The organism is Acinetobacter sp. MD2 (assembly GCF_035615575.1).
Taxonomy (GTDB): Bacteria; Pseudomonadota; Gammaproteobacteria; order Pseudomonadales; family Moraxellaceae; genus Acinetobacter.
In genome coordinates this window covers 266,168-283,045 of the sequence record NZ_VTDK01000004.1, presented here as the reverse complement: position 1 = coordinate 283,045, position 16,878 = coordinate 266,168, and the positions used below count along the sequence as shown (strand labels likewise).

Annotated in this window: 16 protein-coding genes, 3 tRNA genes and 1 pseudogene; 9 read left to right on the top strand and 11 right to left on the bottom strand. The window is 38.4% G+C overall.

The window, feature by feature from the left end; genetic code table 11:
• Window positions 1-133 precede the first annotated feature (133 nt).
• Both FXN70_RS07985 and FXN70_RS07980 read left to right on the top strand, forming a co-directional pair.
• Window positions 134-892 (top strand): Nif3-like dinuclear metal center hexameric protein, encoded by a 759-nt coding sequence (locus FXN70_RS07985; protein ID WP_324646923.1) that lies wholly within the window; start codon window positions 134-136, stop codon window positions 890-892.
• 128 nt (window positions 893-1,020) lie between these two features.
• The gene (locus tag FXN70_RS07980; RefSeq protein WP_324646922.1) at window positions 1,021-1,647 is read left to right on the top strand and encodes a superoxide dismutase; all 627 of its coding nucleotides are present in this window, start codon (window positions 1,021-1,023) and stop codon (window positions 1,645-1,647) included.
• Between the two features lie 188 nt (window positions 1,648-1,835).
• On the opposite strand, the pseudogene FXN70_RS11985 reads toward FXN70_RS07980, so the two are convergent.
• Window positions 1,836-1,976 (bottom strand): annotated as a pseudogene (locus tag FXN70_RS11985) (IS982 family transposase); the annotation flags it as partial.
• A 223-nt stretch (window positions 1,977-2,199) separates the two neighbouring features.
• Here FXN70_RS11985 and FXN70_RS07975 point away from each other — a divergent pair.
• A tRNA-Asn gene (locus FXN70_RS07975) sits at window positions 2,200-2,275 on the top strand.
• Window positions 2,276-2,280: 5 nt separating this feature from the next.
• Window positions 2,281-2,356: transfer RNA gene (locus FXN70_RS07970), tRNA-Asn, on the top strand.
• A 78-nt stretch (window positions 2,357-2,434) separates the two neighbouring features.
• On the opposite strand, the gene FXN70_RS07965 is transcribed toward FXN70_RS07970, so the two are convergent.
• The 3 genes from FXN70_RS07965 to FXN70_RS07955 are packed head-to-tail and all read right to left on the bottom strand — an operon-like array spanning window position 2,435 to window position 4,775.
• Window positions 2,435-3,649: an amino acid aminotransferase gene (locus tag FXN70_RS07965; protein WP_324646921.1), complete on the bottom strand. Its 1,215-nt coding sequence runs from the start codon at window positions 3,647-3,649 to the stop codon at window positions 2,435-2,437.
• Between the two features lie 21 nt (window positions 3,650-3,670).
• A complete protein-coding gene (locus tag FXN70_RS07960; protein WP_324646920.1) occupies window positions 3,671-4,300 on the bottom strand; it encodes a YitT family protein in 630 nt (209 codons plus the stop codon).
• Window positions 4,293-4,775, bottom strand: a complete 483-nt coding sequence (locus FXN70_RS07955; protein ID WP_324646919.1) for an Lrp/AsnC family transcriptional regulator — start codon at window positions 4,773-4,775, stop codon at window positions 4,293-4,295. Before FXN70_RS07955 ends, FXN70_RS07960 begins: the two co-directional genes overlap by 8 nt.
• Window positions 4,776-5,197: 422 nt before the next feature.
• On the opposite strand from FXN70_RS07955, the gene FXN70_RS07950 reads away from it, so the two are divergent.
• The 3 genes from FXN70_RS07950 to FXN70_RS07940 all read left to right on the top strand — a co-directional run bounded on the left by FXN70_RS07950 (window position 5,198) and on the right by FXN70_RS07940 (window position 6,284).
• Window positions 5,198-5,273: transfer RNA gene (locus FXN70_RS07950), tRNA-Asn, on the top strand.
• Window positions 5,274-5,377: 104 nt separating this feature from the next.
• On the top strand, window positions 5,378-5,770 hold the full coding sequence (locus tag FXN70_RS07945; protein ID WP_420714394.1) for a DUF2726 domain-containing protein: 393 nt from the start codon (window positions 5,378-5,380) through the stop codon (window positions 5,768-5,770).
• Between the two features lie 112 nt (window positions 5,771-5,882).
• On the top strand, window positions 5,883-6,284 hold the full coding sequence (locus FXN70_RS07940; protein WP_324646917.1) for a DUF962 domain-containing protein: 402 nt from the start codon (window positions 5,883-5,885) through the stop codon (window positions 6,282-6,284).
• Between the two features lie 95 nt (window positions 6,285-6,379).
• Here FXN70_RS07940 and tsf read toward each other — a convergent pair whose 3' ends face one another.
• Window positions 6,380-7,255, bottom strand: coding sequence for a translation elongation factor Ts (gene tsf, locus FXN70_RS07935; protein ID WP_324646916.1), 876 nt, complete (start codon window positions 7,253-7,255; stop codon window positions 6,380-6,382).
• Window positions 7,256-7,390: 135 nt separating this feature from the next.
• Window positions 7,391-8,137: a 30S ribosomal protein S2 gene (gene rpsB, locus FXN70_RS07930; RefSeq protein WP_324646915.1), complete on the bottom strand. Its 747-nt coding sequence runs from the start codon at window positions 8,135-8,137 to the stop codon at window positions 7,391-7,393.
• A 213-nt stretch (window positions 8,138-8,350) separates the two neighbouring features.
• On the opposite strand from rpsB, the gene map reads away from it, so the two are divergent.
• Window positions 8,351-9,175 (top strand): type I methionyl aminopeptidase, encoded by an 825-nt coding sequence (gene map / locus FXN70_RS07925; protein ID WP_324646914.1) that lies wholly within the window; start codon window positions 8,351-8,353, stop codon window positions 9,173-9,175.
• A gap of 154 nt (window positions 9,176-9,329) precedes the next feature.
• Window positions 9,330-9,641, top strand: coding sequence for a hypothetical protein (locus FXN70_RS07920; protein WP_324646913.1), 312 nt, complete (start codon window positions 9,330-9,332; stop codon window positions 9,639-9,641).
• A 107-nt stretch (window positions 9,642-9,748) separates the two neighbouring features.
• Here FXN70_RS07920 and FXN70_RS07915 read toward each other — a convergent pair whose 3' ends face one another.
• The 5 genes from FXN70_RS07915 to pgaB form a co-directional block, all read right to left on the bottom strand.
• On the bottom strand, window positions 9,749-11,353 hold the full coding sequence (locus tag FXN70_RS07915; RefSeq protein ID WP_324646912.1) for an isocitrate lyase: 1,605 nt from the start codon (window positions 11,351-11,353) through the stop codon (window positions 9,749-9,751).
• A gap of 365 nt (window positions 11,354-11,718) precedes the next feature.
• Window positions 11,719-12,837, bottom strand: a complete 1,119-nt coding sequence (locus FXN70_RS07910) for an acyltransferase (protein WP_324646911.1) — start codon at window positions 12,835-12,837, stop codon at window positions 11,719-11,721.
• Between the two features lie 151 nt (window positions 12,838-12,988).
• Window positions 12,989-13,402, bottom strand: a complete 414-nt coding sequence (gene pgaD / locus FXN70_RS07905) for a poly-beta-1,6-N-acetyl-D-glucosamine biosynthesis protein PgaD (protein ID WP_324646910.1) — start codon at window positions 13,400-13,402, stop codon at window positions 12,989-12,991.
• 14 nt (window positions 13,403-13,416) lie between these two features.
• Complete coding sequence (gene pgaC, locus FXN70_RS07900) at window positions 13,417-14,682, bottom strand: poly-beta-1,6-N-acetyl-D-glucosamine synthase (RefSeq protein ID WP_324646909.1); 1,266 nt, start codon at window positions 14,680-14,682, stop codon at window positions 13,417-13,419.
• 8 nt (window positions 14,683-14,690) lie between these two features.
• A complete protein-coding gene (pgaB, locus tag FXN70_RS07895; protein ID WP_420714387.1) occupies window positions 14,691-16,697 on the bottom strand; it encodes a poly-beta-1,6-N-acetyl-D-glucosamine N-deacetylase PgaB in 2,007 nt (668 codons plus the stop codon).
• Window positions 16,698-16,878: the final 181 nt, after the last annotated feature.

The window sequence follows — 16,878 nt, the reverse complement described above, 5'->3', positions numbered from 1 at the left end:
ATCAATCTGCCAATTTTGCCTCATTTAAACATAAAAACAAAGCTTAGGTTGCCAAACAATAACTCGGTTTTGTCGAACATTGGTTACAATGGCTTTGTATAAAAACATTGAAATCAATTTTCGGAGATATTCTATGGCTACATTAGCCAATATTTTAAATTGGTGTGATCAGACCTTAAAAACAGCAGAATTTAAAGATTATGCACCGAATGGCTTACAGATTGAAGGTAAGCCAGAAATCAAAAAAATTATGTGTGCTGTCACTGCATCATTAGACGCAATTGAGGCCTGCATTCAACAAAAAGCTGATGTTTTATTGGTTCATCACGGTTATTTTTGGAAAGGTGAAGCTGCTGCAATTACAGGAATGCGTGGACAACGCATTAAAAAATTAATTCAGCATGATATCTCTTTAATTGCTTATCACCTTCCTCTTGATGCTCATCCTGAATATGGCAATAATGCTTCGATTGCCGAATTGCTTAATCTCACTCAACTAGAAGCACTTGATCCAACCGAAAAACATCCGATTGGCAATATTGGTTATTTAGAACAACCTCTTTCTATCGAAGCCTTTCAACAATTATTAGCCCAAAAGTTTCAACGTGACATTGTTCACTTACCGGCAACAAGTCAAACAATTCAAAAAGTCGGTTTTTGCACAGGGGCAGCGCAAGATTTCATCACCAAAGCTGCCGCTCAACAATGCGATGCTTATTTATCGGGCGAAGTAAGCGAACGTACATTTTATGAGGCTAAAGAATTAGGTGTGCATTATTTTGCTTGTGGGCATCATGCAACCGAGCAATTTGGCGTACAGCGTTTAGGTCAAGCTTTGGCACAACAGTTTGATCTTGAATATAGCTATTATGAATTAGAAAATCCAATCTAATTCATTGAAAAAGCATTGTTATCGAGAAATTGTTTGTATTACATTATTGACCATACAGACATTTTATCCAAAAATGTTTTACACTTATGTTCTTAATTGTCTAACCCAGCTAACGCAAGGAATTAAAAATGACAACCATTACTTTACCAGCACTACCATATGGTTACGAAGCACTTGAACCACACATCAGCAAAGAAACTTTAGAATTCCATCACGATAAACACCACAACACTTATGTTGTAAACCTGAATAATTTAATTAAAGGTACAGACTTAGAAGGTCAATCTTTAGAAGCTATTATTAAAGCAACTGCGGGTGATGCGGCTAAAGCAGGTATTTTTAACAATGCTGCGCAAGTATGGAACCACACGTTCTATTGGAACTGTTTAGCACAAAACGGTGGTGGCAAGCCAACGGGTGCAATTGCTGCAAAAATTGATGCTGCATTTGGTTCTTATGAAAAATTTGCTGAAGAATTCGCTGCTGCTGCAACCACTCAGTTTGGTTCTGGTTGGGCATGGTTAGTTGCTGACCAAGTCAATGGTAATCTTTCAATTGTTAAAACTGCAAATGCAGATACACCACTTGCACATGGCCAAATTGCAGTATTAACCATTGACGTTTGGGAACATGCGTATTACATCGACTTCCGTAATGCTCGTCCTAAATACATCGCAACTTTCTTAGAAAGCCTTGTAAACTGGGATTATGCCAATGCAAAACTTGCAGGCGAAGCGGCAGGCGTTGAAAAATAATCTTGTTGACTATTTATAAAATAGATTCAAGGTATTTTTGATGAAAACCGAGTACATTACCGTACTCGGTTTTTTTATTTAGGAAGGAACTATAGCCAAATCCCAAATAAATCATCAGAGCCTGTGATGTATGCTGAAAAAACTGGAGGATTTAACTTGGAAAACCAACATAAGTCCGACAAGAATTTCTTAGAGACTATTCTAAATATTAGCTTATTGGAATTTAAACAATATGCAACAACAGCTGCCATAACATTATTTACCGAGCGATGATGTGAATCTTTAAGCTGATGTAGGCTCTTTAATTAATCGTTCACTGTTTCTATCAAATTTTATCTTGGTAACAATTCTGAGGGTACTCTAAATTAGATGCTGGCTAAAATTCTTGAAAATATTTTCAAGGCTTCATGCTATCTAATCAATATCTGTAATGATTTTGATAATTTCAAAAACCACCTACAACTCATTCTGTTTATAAATAAAACAGTTGATTGTTTTTATTAAAAAAATACTTGACCAAATTTAATGGACTCAATAGAATGCGCATCAGATTCTCCAATAGCTCAGTCGGTAGAGCGACGGACTGTTAATCCGCAGGTCCCTGGTTCGAGCCCAGGTTGGAGAGCCATCTATTCTTCCATAGCTCAGTCGGTAGAGCGACGGACTGTTAATCCGCAGGTCCCTGGTTCGAGCCCAGGTGGAAGAGCCAAGATTCAAAAAGACCATTACATTTGTAATGGTCTTTTTTTACTTAAAATATAACAAAAAGGTAGCGGCACGAATACCATCACCCCAAAGCAACTTCGCTTTGTATGACCTCAGCAATCGCTTGCGCTACATATTCCACATTGCTTGAATTCAAACCTGATATACAAATACGCCCGCTTTTAATTAAATACACTGCGTATTCTTCACGCAAACAATTCACCTGCTCAACACTCAGCCCCGTATAACTAAACATTCCCTGTTGCTCAGTCAAATAATCAAAATTTTGCTCAGGCAATTTTTCAGACAACAATGCTTTAAGCTGTTGGCGCATCAGCACAATACGCTGACGCATCGTTTCGACCTCAGTCAACCACAACTGCTTTAATTCAAGTTTATTTAAGACCACATTAACCAATGCAGCGCCCGTTGTTGGCGGACATGTATAATGACGACGAATCACCGCTTTAAGCTGCCCAAGTACACGTGTCGCTTCTTCTTGATGCTGACACACAACAGACAACCCACCAACACGCTCACCATAAAGTGAAAAAATCTTTGAGAATGAGTTACTGAGCATAAATTGAACTTGAGTATTCGCCAATGCACGAATTAAATATGCATCTTGCTCAATACCATCACCCAAACCTTGATAGGCAATATCTAAAAAAGGAATTAAGCCCCGCTGCTGAATAATTTCAATCACACGATCCCACTGCTCAGGAACCAAATCCATCCCTGTTGGGTTATGACAACAGGGATGCAATAAAACAATACTATGCGCCGACAACACCGATAAAGTCTCACACATACCATCAAAATCAATTTGCCCCGTCACAGCATCATAATAAGGATAATAATGCGTTTTAAACCCCACACCATTAAAAATAGCCGCATGGTTATCCCATGTTGGTTGACTCAACCAAACACCAGAATCGGGGAAAAAGCTTTTTAGAAAGTTAGCCCCAATACTGATCGCACCCGCCCCGCCTAAGGTTTGAATCGTCGCAATTCGCTGATCTTTTATAGCACTATGTTGTTCACCAAATAATAATTCTTGTACAGCATTACGGTAATCAGGCAACCCCTCCATTGGCAAATACAATTTTGCATTTGCATCAATATCGGCTTGTAATTGTTGTGCAGCACGAATCGCAGCTAACTGCGGTACAACACCCTCATCGTTATAATACATGCCAACACTTAAATTGACTTTATTTGGACGTGGATCAACTTTAAATTGCTCCACTAAAGATAAAATCGGGTCACCTGCGTAATGTGGTACTTGATCAAACATTTTATATTTCTCTATTTAAAATTAAACAACATAACGATCGGTACGATGATTGAGGGTTAAAATTAGATTTAGAATAATCACCCCCACAATTGAAAACAGTAGCAATTTGCCACTTACATAAGCCAGAGATGCAAACAAAATACAAATATCAGTTACCATTTGAATTTTACCCGCAGCAATCCCATAACGCTTTTGAATAAACAATGCCAATAAATTAAAACCACCCAAGCTTGAGCGGTGGCGGAATAAAATCAAAAAACCAATTCCCATAAATACATTGGCAAGAACAGTTAAATACAAAGGTGATAAACCTTGTAGATGAATAAAATAAGGATGAAGCTCAGTTAAAATCGACAACAGAGCAACCGCAACAACGGTTTTAATCACCATAGCCACGCCCAATTGCTTATAAGCCAAGTAATAAAAAGGCACATTCAATACAAAAAAAATAATGCCAAACTTCACTCCTGTCACATAGTGAATCAGCAAAGCCAAACCAGCCGTACCACCCGTTAAGGTACCTGCCTGTTGCATAAGCAACATCGAGAATGAAATAATGAATGTCGCAATCAGCATCGCTAAAGCATCTTCAATCAAGGAATGCTTCTGTACATTTGAATTTGCTGCCATTGTTACTACCGTACTACTCATATACATTGCCCACATTCATCATTTGCTGATTTTCTTTGACTCGCTCTAATACAATCGAGGTATTAAAATTACCAATTCCAATATTCAAAGCTGCCAACTGATTAATCAGTTGGCTCATTTCAATCAGATCCTGCACGGTTACTTTTAACATATAGTCATAATTTCCCGTGACTTTATATACTTCGCGAATGGTTACTGCTTGTGCCACAAAATTAAAAAACTGCTCTACAATTTCACGACTATACTGAAGGAACTTAATTTCCATAATCCCCATAATTGAATGAGCTTCAGCATCAGGATGCAACTGTGCAAAATAACCCACAATCATGCCCTGCTGTTCCAACGCAATACGCCGCCGAGAACATTGTGATGTTGATAGACCAACCACCTCAGCAAGCTCCTGATTGCTCAAACGCCCATTCGCCTGCAATTGCTGCAAAATTTTATAATCATATTCATCTAATTGCTGGCGCATACCCATCCCTCCAATTACCCATATTTTCAATTTAAATTTGCTGAATCGCACAGCAAACCAACAGAAATATGGATAAAATAGTTTAAGTGATGCAATAAATTTGCAATTAGCATGCCAAACCAGGATTTAGACGCATTTACTACAGTTATATACACATATATTGCAATATGCTTTATTTTTTGCACCATAATTAATCACCACCAACCCAAAGTGAACCCTTTTAAAGCATAAAAAGAAAAGTATTCAGCACAGTGAGAATAACGATTTCAATAAACTCTATGAAATCCACCACGCCCCTTACACATTCAAAAATAAAACCCCACCAAAAGTCTATTTTTAAAGCATTCAATTCTTTTCTATGGATTTTTTAAAGCAAAACACTTGACCAATATCACTTTGATGTCTAAAATCCCTTTCCATATTCTCCAATAGCTCAGTCGGTAGAGCGACGGACTGTTAATCCGCAGGTCCCTGGTTCGAGCCCAGGTTGGAGAGCCAAAATTCAAAAACCCACTCTTATTGAGTGGGTTTTTTATTGAGTTCAGTATTACCTCGTGTTCAATTTACCTATTTCTCATCCGTTTACACTCACCACTCTTAGCCTGATTCTTGTGGTAATTGGACTGTATATTTACCACAAAAAGCGGCAACAATATTTTGCTAGATCAATTATCACCAAGTTTGAATTACGCATGTTTAAACAATTAAATCTAGCCTTTCCTCAATACCACATTCTCGCCCAAGTCGCTTTTAGTGCACTTATTACAAGTAAAGACATAAAAGTACGCAACAAATTTAATCGCAAAGTGACAGATTTTGTGGTGGTTAATCATAAATTTCAGGTGAAAGCGATTATTGAACTTGATGACCCAAGCCATCTAACCAAAGTAAAAGAAGATCAATTACGCGATAAAATGCTCAATGAGGCTGGCTATCAAGTATTACGCTATACCGAAATTCCATCTATTCGACGACTACAACGCGATATTTCATAAAACACCAAAAACAAGACCAACATTCTTCTCACATAGTGCAACGAATTTTGACCTCTAAATTTTGCTGATTTATATTAAAGACCCACTTGTACTCAGATAAAAGGAATTTATCATGAACAGTACCAAAGAATGGTTTAATGAATACAACCAAAGTCATCAAAATCCGCTCAATAAAAAAATCCACTGGGTTTGTGTTCCTGCTATTTTATTTTCAATCATCGGCATACTATTTCACCTTAGCACCTTACTCACCGCACTATTACTCATTCTAAGCTTTATTTTTTATGCACGATTAGATGTCATTTTAGCCATTGCAATGGGCATATTAATGTTAATCATGGTAGGGCTTATTTATAGTTTACCGCTTGGCATCGGATTTTATTTTGCACTTTTTATTGCCGCGTGGATTGGACAATTTTATGGGCATAAAATTGAAGGTAAAAAACCATCTTTCTTTAAGGATTTACAATTTTTGCTGATTGGCCCGCTATGGTGTATGGATGCCTATCTTTAAAAAGCCTTTCCATCTTGGCAAGGCAGACAAGAAACAACGTAAAATTCAGTCATAAAAAAAGCTCCCGAAGGAGCTTTTTTTCCACACAATAAAACTTATTGCGCAGCGGCTTGAGCAGCAGCAACTTCTTCAGCGAAGCTCATTTCTGCTTTTTTCTCAATACCTTCACCCACTTCGAAACGAACGAATTGAGCTACAGTTGTTGCAGTCGCTTTTAATACATCAGCAACTTTCTTGTCGTTGTCAATCACGTACATTTGACGCTCAAGAACAACTTCGTTCAAGTATTTTTCAACAGAACCAGTCACCATTTTTTCAACGATGTTAGCAGGCTTGCCAGATTCAATTGCTTTTGCTTCAGCAATTTCTTTCTCTTTAGCAATTAAGTCTGCAGAAACTTGTTCAGCAGTTACCGCAACTGGGTTGAACGCAGCAACGTGCATTGCAATACCTTTACCAGTTTCAGCATCACCTGCGAAAGAAACCACAACACCGATTTTTAAACCGTGTTTGTAAACAGCCAAGTTTTCGCCTTCAACGATTGTTGCACGACGAACTTGGATGTTTTCACCGATTTTTTGAACAAGTGCAATACGCGCTTCTTCAACAGTTTGACCATCTTCTAATTTTAATTCAGCAATTTTAGCTGCATCAGTTTCGCCAGAAGCCAAAACTGCTTGCGCAACTGCTTTAGAGAAGTTTGCAAAGTTATCATCTTTAGCAACGAAGTCAGTTTGGCAGTTTACTTCAAGTAAAACTGCTTTGTTGCCTTCTTGAGCAATTGTGATTGCGCCGTCTGCTGCAATGTTACCTGCTTTTTTAGCAGCTTTTGCTTGACCAGATTTACGAAGGTTATCAATCGCAAGTTCGATATCACCATTCGCTTCTGTCAAAGCTTTTTTACATTCCATCATTGCAAGACCAGTACGGTCACGTAATTCTTTTACCATGCTTGCAGTAATTGCAGTCATGTTGTTCTCCAAATAAGGTAGAAAAAATCTTTTAAGAAAAACGGCCCAAAGAAACTCTGAGCCGTTTGCTTTTTCTCGACGCTTAATTTGCCACCATTACATGTCGCAAGAATGACAAGCTTGCGTCAAAACGCATTAAGCTTCAGAAGCAGCAGCTTCTTCGCCTTTAGCTTGTGCATTTGCTTGAGTTTGAGCGTACTCTTTACCCGCAAGAATTGCATTCGCCATTGCAGAAGCATAAAGGGTTACTGCACGAATCGCATCGTCGTTACCAGGAATGATGTAATCAACATTGTCTGGGTTAGAGTTTGTATCAACGATACCGATTACAGGAATACCTAAGTTTTTAGCTTCTTTGATTGCAATCGCTTCGTGGTCAACGTCGATTACAAACAATGCGTCAGGTAAGCCACCCATGTTTTTCACGCCGCCTAAAGCACGCTCAAGTTTTTCCATCTCACGGGTACGCTCTAATGCCTCACGCTTAGTCAGCTTAGCAAAAGTACCGTCTTGAGATTGAGTTTGAAGGTCTTTTAAACGGTTGATAGATTGGCGAAGTGTTTTCCAGTTCGTCAACATACCACCTAACCAACGGTGGTCTACATATGGTTGACCAGCACGTTGCGCTTGTTCACGGATGATGCTAGAAGCAGCACGTTTTGTACCAACGAACAAAACTTTGTTCTTTTTGCTTGCTAATTGGTTAGCGAAGTTCAAAGCATCATTTAACGCAGGAACAGTGTGCTCAAGGTTGATGATGTGAATTTTGTTACGCGCGCCAAAGATGTATTGACGCATTTTTGGATTCCAAAAACGAGTTTGGTGACCGAAGTGTGCGCCAGCTTGAAGAAGGTCGCGCATGCTTACGTTGTAATCTGCCATTTTCATTACCTTAATATTTGGGTTAGGCCTCCATATGTCCTCATCCTCCACCCTTTAGGGCACCCAGAGCAATGTGTCGACATATGTGCGGATTTTTAAATAACCATTTTAACAATCAATCATGAATTAAAATTATTCACGAAAAGCATTTGATAAAATGGGTGCATATTTATACCATAGTTGCATATAAATTACCAAAAGTTTTTAGGTCTTATGAACAGTACTTACGAAGCGCCACGTCGACTCATTAAAACCCCAGATGAAATTGAAAAAATGCGTATTGCAGGGCGTTTGGCGGCAGAAATTTTAGATATGATTAAACCGCATATCAAAGCTGGCGTAAGCACTTTAGAATTAGACACGATTTGTCACGACTATATTGTGAATATTCAAAATGCCATTCCCGCTTGCTTAGGTTACGGTGGTGCACCTGGTCGCCCTGCTTTTCAACACACTATTTGCACGTCAGTCAACCATGTGGTGTGCCACGGCATTCCATCTGAAGCGAAAATTTTAAAAAATGGCGATATTTTAAATATTGATGTCACTGTGATTAAAGATGGTTACCACGGTGACACCAACATGATGTATGTGGTTGGCGGTGAAACCTCAATTTTAGCCAACCGTTTATGTAAAGTTGCTCAAGAAGCCATGTACCGCGGAATTGCTGTAGTAAAACCAGGTGCATATATTGGCGATGTCGGCGCTGCGATTCAAAAATATGTTGAATCTGAACGCTTTAGCGTAGTCCGTGAATATTGTGGTCATGGTATCGGTACTGTTTTTCATGATGAGCCACAAGTCTTACATTATGGCACAGCGCAAACCGGTATGCGTTTAGAAGCAGGCATGACCTTTACCATTGAACCGATGGTAAATGCTGGCGTTTGGCAAACCAAAACCCTTGGCGACAAATGGACAGTAGTAACCAAAGACCATAAGCTTTCTGCGCAATATGAACACACCATTTTAGTCACTGAAACAGGCGTAGAAGTTTTAACTGCGCGCCCAGAAGAAGATTTATCTCGCTTTCAATAAGTGATTTTCAAACACAAAGGGCTTACATCGCCCTTTGTATTGAATTGTAATTTTTGCTTAGAAATAGATCTAAAAATAAAAATGTGCCCTATGTCACACTATACCTTATGGTAAAATTAAAACCTCTGTAATCATTTTTCTTTCGACCATTCACATGAAATTCTTGGCTCTGCTAGGTTGCACCTTTTTTTTAACAGGCTGCCTTTTTGGCACATCAAACGAAATTAAAAAATCTGAACAACTCTTAAAGCAATTTCATTGTGAAAATATTGAACAACAAGGTTCAAGCAGTCCAATTAATAGCTACCATGAACAAACCTTAAATATCGCCAAGCAAAAATCTGAAGATTATGTTCAAAGCTATAAAAATGGCGATCAACTGTTTAAAATGCCTTTAGATGAAGTGGTTGGTCAACAATATCAACTGTATAAAGATGCCTGCCAATCGTTAGGTGGCATTTTATAATCGAATTTTTTATTTGATAACTTAAGACGCTTCACAACTCAATCAAATTGAGTTATTAAATCCAAAAAAAATCACCCGAATCGGGTGATTTTTTAGTTTAACTTGACTTAGTGTGCGGAAAATTGATTCATCGTATTTTTAGAATCATCACCAGCTTTGAGTGCATTTTCACCTGCAAAAATTTCTTTGTGATCATCACCAATATCCGAACCTGCCATCGCCTGATGTTTCACACAGGCAATTCCACCACGGATTTCTTTACGCTGCACGCCTGCAACATAAGCCAACATGCCTTGGTCGCCAAAGTAGCCTTGTGCCAATTCATGAGTAGACAGCGCCGCAGTATGGTAGGTTGGTAAGGTAATTAAGTGATGGAATACCCCCGCTTCACGTGCCGCATCGGCTTGGAAAGTCCGAATTTTCTCGTCAGCATCTGCTGCAAGTTCTGTAGCATCGTACTCGGCACTCATCAATTTTGCACGGTCATATGCCGAGACATCCTGACCTTCTGCTGCCCAGCGGTCATACGTTTGCTGACGGAAGTTTAAGGTCCAGTTAAATGATGGGCTATTGTTATAAACCAGTTTGGCATTAGGCACGACTTCTTTCACACGGTTCACCATGTGTGCAATTTCTTTAACATTTGGTGTTGGGGTTTCAATCCAAAGTAAGTCCGCGCCATTTTGCAAACTGGTGATACAATCCAATACCACACGGTCAATTTGAGTACCTTCACGGAACTGATATAAGCCTGAAGCCAAACGAGTTGGACGATGTAATTTACCATCACGTTTAATTAAAATCTCATCATCACTTGCTTCAGAAATGTCAATCTCTTTGGTATCTAAATAGCTGATGTATTGCGATGCAATATCACCTGCTTCTTTTACCACTGGAATACTTTGCGTTAAATCAGCCCCTTCTGAGTCAGTACGTGCCACAATCACACCCTCTTCAACACCCATTTCTAAGAATGCGTAACGAAGTGCATGAATTTTAGCAATAAAGTCGGCATGTGGTACGGTCACTTTGCCTGCTTGGTGACCACATTGCTTAGCATCAGATACTTGGTTTTCAATTTGTAATGCACAGGCACCTGCTTCAATCATCTTTTTCGCAAGTAAATAAGTTGCTTCCTCATTACCAAAGCCTGCATCAATATCGGCAATAATTGGCACAACATGCGTTTCAAAATTATCGATTTGTGCTGTAATTTCGGCAACTTTTGCAGCTTCACCAGCTTGTTTCGCTTTATTTAAATTACGGAATAAATCATTCAATTCTTTAGCATCAGCTTGGCGCAAGAAGGTATAAATTTCTTCAATTAATGCAGGTACAGAAGTTTTTTCATGCATTGACTGGTCTGGCAACGGCCCAAACTCAGAACGCAATGCAGCAACCATCCAACCCGACAAATAGATATAACGTTTACTGGTTGTACCAAAATATTTTTTATTGGCGATCATTTTTTGCTGTGCAATAAAACCATGCCAACAGCCGAGCGATTGAGTATATTTACTGTGGTCTGCATCGTAATCCGCCATATCTTGACGCATAATTGCCGCAGTATATTTTGCAATATCTAGCCCCGTTTTGAAACGATTTTGCAGTTGCATACGTGCTGCATCTTCAGGACTAATATCTGCCCATGTATGGCCGAATTTTGCTTTTAATTCACGAATAGCGTCAACTGCTGTTTGATATGTTGTCATGGCGGCTTCCCTTTTTAGTTCTTAAAACCAGTCGATATGAAATTCGATCAAGATTATTTATTGATCACTTCGTTTCTTACACTCAGATTAAAACCGAAAAGCATTTAAATCCAATACTTAGCAAGAATCCTCAGTATTTATTTATAAAATACGTAGATTAAAGTCGTAGATATTATTTCTAATGAAATTTTAAGGTATTGATTTAATTAATTTTTATTTTTAATAAAATGATCAAAATTAGTTTTTAAGTAAATAGTCTGATCAGTCATTTTTCATTTTAACCAACAGAAAAAATATAAAATGCAGCCCAATTTAATTTGAGGCTGCATTTTTAGAACAAATCAACTTAGATCAAACACATAGCACTAGCGAATAAATAACTTTGAAAATCGATTACTCACTTTGACTGCAAATTCATCTACATAACGACTATATAGTGCTGCACTGATAAAAATCGCCATCAAATACATCAGCACTGCCAACAATACTGACAAATCATAACCAAGCCGCACACCCATCAACATATTAAAAACAGGCATGCAAACCAAATAAAGTAGCATCATATGCAATAAATAAATCGAGAACGATAATTTACCCAAATAAACCAAAGCCGGACGATCAAAGACCTGAGAAACCCGACCACAAAGTAAAATACTATAGACAATAAAAATGCCTGAAAAGAAATTACAGTAGTCGTATGTTCGCCAACCTAGCAGCTTGTAAATCCAATGATAAGCATGACTACTATTGTGTGCACCAGCCAAATATAAGCCAAATACAAACATCAACCAGCCTAAAGGTGCTGAAATTTTACGACCATATAAGTACATGTAACAGCCGATCACAAAGCTCAATAGCCCCAAGAAAAATCGCTCATTAATATAAAAACCAAGTAGCGGCAAAACTAAAGAACCAATATAAAAACCAATTTTTTGGTAATGATACAACAGTAATAATACGAACAATAAAATCGAGCCAAAAAGTTCGATTTGCATCGTCCACAACACCCAATTACTACCACTTTCAGCGAATAAAAATGCGCCTATACTACCCTCGTATGCAGCTTGCTTTAAAGTTACAGTTTGGGTCGCATAAGACTGAAACCAGCCATTCATTAAATCACTGTTAAAATGAGTAAAATATAAAGCCGCCCAAGCCAAGATACAGGACCAAAAGGCAGGAATTGCCAAGCGGGGATAACGCTTCAATGACATTTCCGCAACTTTTTTAGGAATATTGGTATGTTTTAGAATCGCATAACTCAGGACAAAACCACTGAGAACAAAAAATACAAATACAGCAGCCGTACCTGAATACCAAAATGCAAATGGAGAATGATGAACAAAATAGTCCCATTTCCCATGTGCTTGGTCATCAGCATTAAAGTGATGTAAATAAGGATAAAAGCTTAGTGATAAATGCGAGAATACAACAGCTAAACAAGCCAATCCTCGGATACTTTCTGCTGCGTTTAACTTGGCCATACAGTAGACTTAGGGGAGATGAAAAACTTGCAAAGAATAGGACTGAACCCTAGTAGATGCAAGTACAATTCAGTCAAAAATAAAAAAACACAACCTAATCTTACAATTTATTAGATTGTTTAATAAGTAAACTTAAAGTGAGCGCAAATGACTATTCAAGATGCTCAATTTTACCTTGTTCATTATGATGAACAACGGTAATTTTTTTGCTACGCCCTTCAGCAATCTCTTGCTCAGGAATATCAAAATAACGCGCATAATCTGTTATTTCTTTGCGTCGTGTCTGTTTCACTGTATGTGAAGGAATTAACTTACACCATAAACACAACACCACTGCACAGGCAATAAGCGTCATCATATCCATTTGCAAACCTGTCCAAAATGCATTGAACAGCTTATGAAACGCATAAGGTTTGTCGTAGGCAATTAAGGTATATAGCACAACAATTGGACGCCAAAGCAAAAACCAACAGCCCCATAACAGTGCTGTTGTCGTTGTGGTCATATAACGCCTATGCCAAGGAAGTTTCGACCTTAAATCAATAATTAACGAATTTGTACCCATACTTATACCTATAATTATGAATCTGAACGTATACCACGATCTGGGCTCACCCAACGGGCACGTTTATCATCGCCTCTGGCAAGTACTTTCGGAAAAGCAATGATGCTGGCTGTTACGGTAATTAACCAAAAAACAAATGGATACCAAATCATCCAATAATAGTTTTTAAATAAGGTTTTTTCGTAACGGCTATCCATCCACTTACTAATCATAAATTGGAATAAACAGGTCGCACCCAATAAAATGCCTGTGCCATACGGTAAAAATGGTGAACTCATTTCTGGTAAGAAAGAGTTTGGAACCAGTATATTCACCAACCAAATGAAAGCTAAAATAAGCATTAAATATGACCACACTAATGTAAGGCATAACTCAAGCATTAATGGCCATAAAAAATTCAAACTTGGGCGAAATAGCACATCAAAGTTTTTAATCAAGACCTGTGCGCCACCCATTGCCCAACGTAAACGCTGCTTATACAACCCCGTTAAGGTTTCTGGCATTAAAATCCAAACCAATGCATTTGGCTCAAACTCTACATCCCAACCTGCACGTTGTAATTTCCAAGTAATATCAATATCTTCTGTAAGCATATTCGGAGACCAATAGCCCACTTCATGAACTGCGGTTTTACGAAATGCTGTAACTACACCTGAAACTGTAAACAACCGACCAAACACACGTTGTGCACGTTTGATCATACCCACAATCGATGAAAACTCACCAACTTGAATCCGCCCAAGCAAAGTTGAACGGGTTCGAATACGTGGATTACCTGTCACAGCAGCAATTGTTTCATCGCGAAGAAAATGTCGCATCATCCACTTTGCTGCATGTGGGTCAAGCAGTGCATCGCCATCAATACCAATTAAAAACTCGGCATCAGTCAATAAACTGCCTGCCTGTAAAGCCATTGCTTTACCTTGGTTTTGTGCTAAATGCACGACTCGTAACTTTTCATATTTCGCCGCAAGTCGATCTAGTACTTCAGCAGTGTTATCAGAGCTTCCATCATTAATTGCTATCACTTCAAAATCTGGATAATCCAGCTTTAAAGCATGGCTGATGGTTTCATCGGCATTATCACCTTCATTAAAACAAGGCACTAAAACTGCAACCTTTGGATATTCAGGCAACGCTTTAGGTTGATCAAAAGGCGGGTCTTTGCGTTCTTTCATATTGAACAACAACGCGCCCATCATCCATAAATACGACATGAATAACGGATAATAAAAAACAAAGGCTAAGGCTGAATGCCAGAAGTGTTGCAATGCCGACATAAAAACTCCTATGGCACGATACGATCAGGCTTTGAATCAAATGCCTGACGCATAAGGTCTACATCGGGCAAACCTTTAATTGGATCATCTGGATAATAACCCACATGAATCGCACCTTGCTTATACAACGATTTAATCGTGTCTGAAAGCTCTTGCGAATCTACAGGCTGATTGGTTCGCCAATTTTGTGCTTGCAACTCAAACACTGTTTTATGTAATCCATCTGGATATTGTTTTACACGTTTTACAATATCAGCATAGAACTTGTCTTTATTTGACGCTTGTTCCATATATGGCATTGCCATAATTGCAGTGAAGTCATAGCGTTTAATTGACTGCTCCAAAGATTGAGCATACCAATTTTCTGCATACGGATTGAGTGCAACCTGCGCATATAAATTACGTGCAGTCATTAAAAATGGTTGATATTGACGAACTTCTCCCGCTAATTGTAACGCAAAGTTATCAATATAATCGGTTTTAAATTTAGTCCACTTACCTAACTCAGCATCATTATGACGTACTTCTTCTAAATCCGTTGATAATCCTGCTTTTTTATAAGCAGCGAGCGCAAAACTACTGTTATCTTCGTAATCTGAAAGCGTTGTATCATCATGGAATAAAATACCATTAAAGGTCGATGACTTCGCTAAGTCTTGGTAAATTCCCGCAATAACACGGCGTGCTGGTTTTGAAAATGGACTTAAACGAATATAGCCCATGTTTAAATGGTCAGAATCTTTTGGCTGCTGTGTAACCACTAAATCTTTTGACACAGGATTACTCTTTGGCAATTCCCAAGCTAAAAGTGGCATCCAAGCATATAAACGCGTAACCGAAGTACGTGATTGAATTTGCCATGCAACACGGTTGAACAAATCTGAACGCATTGGTAAATAGCGGTTTGGGAAATACACCATATCAGCTGAACCATTTGCATCTGGGTCAGAGAATGCTTGTAAGTAAACCGTTGTGATATGCATTTGTTGAATACGATCAAGCAAGTTACCCAAATTACGTTCCTGCTGTGCTGGGTCTGGATCGTAAATATAGTCTAAATCGACATGCATAATTTTTTGCGGTCGATGATTATCACCTAAGTTTTTATCGCGAACTTCAATTTCACGCGCCAAACTATTTAGGGTCATATCTTTTTCAACCAAGATACGATTAATCGCACTCAGTGATTTTTTTAAGTAAACAGGACCATCATCTAAGCTTACCGTGATTGGCATACCTAAAGACTTGGCAATATTCACAGTTTGTAAATTATAACGCCCATACGGCCAAACCATTACGCGTGGTGCAGGTACACCATGTGCTTTAATTTCATCACTATTTTTCTTTAAATCATCATAAATACGTTTTGCATAAGCCGCATCACCTTCATAGGTTTTGGTTTTTGCATCATACAAACGTGTAGTTGCCGCAGGTTCTGAGTTACCTTGTGGATTCCCTAAAATACCACGGTGCAAATTGTAACTATGGCTCGCAATTTCAATATAGCCACTTTGGCTCATTTCCTTAATTTGCGCCCACGTTAAAATTTTATTGCGCGCAATATAATCATCGCCAAAATGGACTTGTTTGTTTGCTGGTGTATCAACCCAAGAACCAACAATTGCTAAAACAACAGGAATTTTATTTGCTTTTGCAAAAGGATAAACATTGCTATAAAAAGACTCATAGCCATCATCTACAGTCAATAAAACCGGCTTTTCAGGCAGTTTATATTTTCCCTGATGCGCTTTAATGAGTTGGTCTACGCTAATAAAGTTAAAACCGCTTTTTTGAAGAAAACGAACTTGTTCTTCAAAATGGGCAGTATCCACCCCATACTCTGGAATTAAGGCATCATTACTGTTTTGAGTAACTTCATGATAACCAATAACTGTAAGGGCTGTTGGATTAATTTTAGGCTTTTTCGCGGTTGCAGCATATGCTGTGTGCGCCATACTCGCAACTGAAACACTGACACATGTTGCAAGTACTGAACCAATAAAACGATTAAACATAAGCGTTCCGTTTACAATCTGACTTCTTAATTGATTGATCTCATATCACCATTGGTTTTGTAAATCTCTACAACGAAATCAAACCATTGCTGCTTTAGACCGATGATAGTGCGCATTTTTGAGACTTAAACTGAAAACAAGCTTAAAAGCAAAAAATCTCCACAAAATATTCATAGGTATA

Bases quoted from the DNA above. Each gene is read 5' to 3' on its own strand.
- FXN70_RS07985 (WP_324646923.1), top strand. From the start codon at position 134: ATGGCTACATTAGCCAATATTTTAAATTGGTGTGATCAGACCTTAAAA.
- FXN70_RS07980 (WP_324646922.1), top strand. From the start codon at position 1,021: ATGACAACCATTACTTTACCAGCACTACCATATGGTTACGAAGCACTT.
- FXN70_RS07965 (WP_324646921.1), bottom strand. From the start codon at position 3,649: ATGTTTGATCAAGTACCACATTACGCAGGTGACCCGATTTTATCTTTA.
- FXN70_RS07960 (WP_324646920.1), bottom strand. From the start codon at position 4,300: ATGAGTAGTACGGTAGTAACAATGGCAGCAAATTCAAATGTACAGAAG.
- FXN70_RS07955 (WP_324646919.1), bottom strand. From the start codon at position 4,775: ATGCGCCAGCAATTAGATGAATATGATTATAAAATTTTGCAGCAATTG.
- FXN70_RS07940 (WP_324646917.1), top strand. From the start codon at position 5,883: ATGAACAGTACCAAAGAATGGTTTAATGAATACAACCAAAGTCATCAA.
- tsf (WP_324646916.1), bottom strand. From the start codon at position 7,255: ATGACTGCAATTACTGCAAGCATGGTAAAAGAATTACGTGACCGTACT.
- rpsB (WP_324646915.1), bottom strand. From the start codon at position 8,137: ATGGCAGATTACAACGTAAGCATGCGCGACCTTCTTCAAGCTGGCGCA.
- map (WP_324646914.1), top strand. From the start codon at position 8,351: ATGAACAGTACTTACGAAGCGCCACGTCGACTCATTAAAACCCCAGAT.
- FXN70_RS07920 (WP_324646913.1), top strand. From the start codon at position 9,330: ATGAAATTCTTGGCTCTGCTAGGTTGCACCTTTTTTTTAACAGGCTGC.
- FXN70_RS07915 (WP_324646912.1), bottom strand. From the start codon at position 11,353: ATGACAACATATCAAACAGCAGTTGACGCTATTCGTGAATTAAAAGCA.
- FXN70_RS07910 (WP_324646911.1), bottom strand. From the start codon at position 12,837: ATGGCCAAGTTAAACGCAGCAGAAAGTATCCGAGGATTGGCTTGTTTA.
- pgaD (WP_324646910.1), bottom strand. From the start codon at position 13,402: ATGGGTACAAATTCGTTAATTATTGATTTAAGGTCGAAACTTCCTTGG.
- pgaC (WP_324646909.1), bottom strand. From the start codon at position 14,682: ATGTCGGCATTGCAACACTTCTGGCATTCAGCCTTAGCCTTTGTTTTT.
- pgaB (WP_420714387.1), bottom strand. From the start codon at position 16,697: ATGTTTAATCGTTTTATTGGTTCAGTACTTGCAACATGTGTCAGTGTT.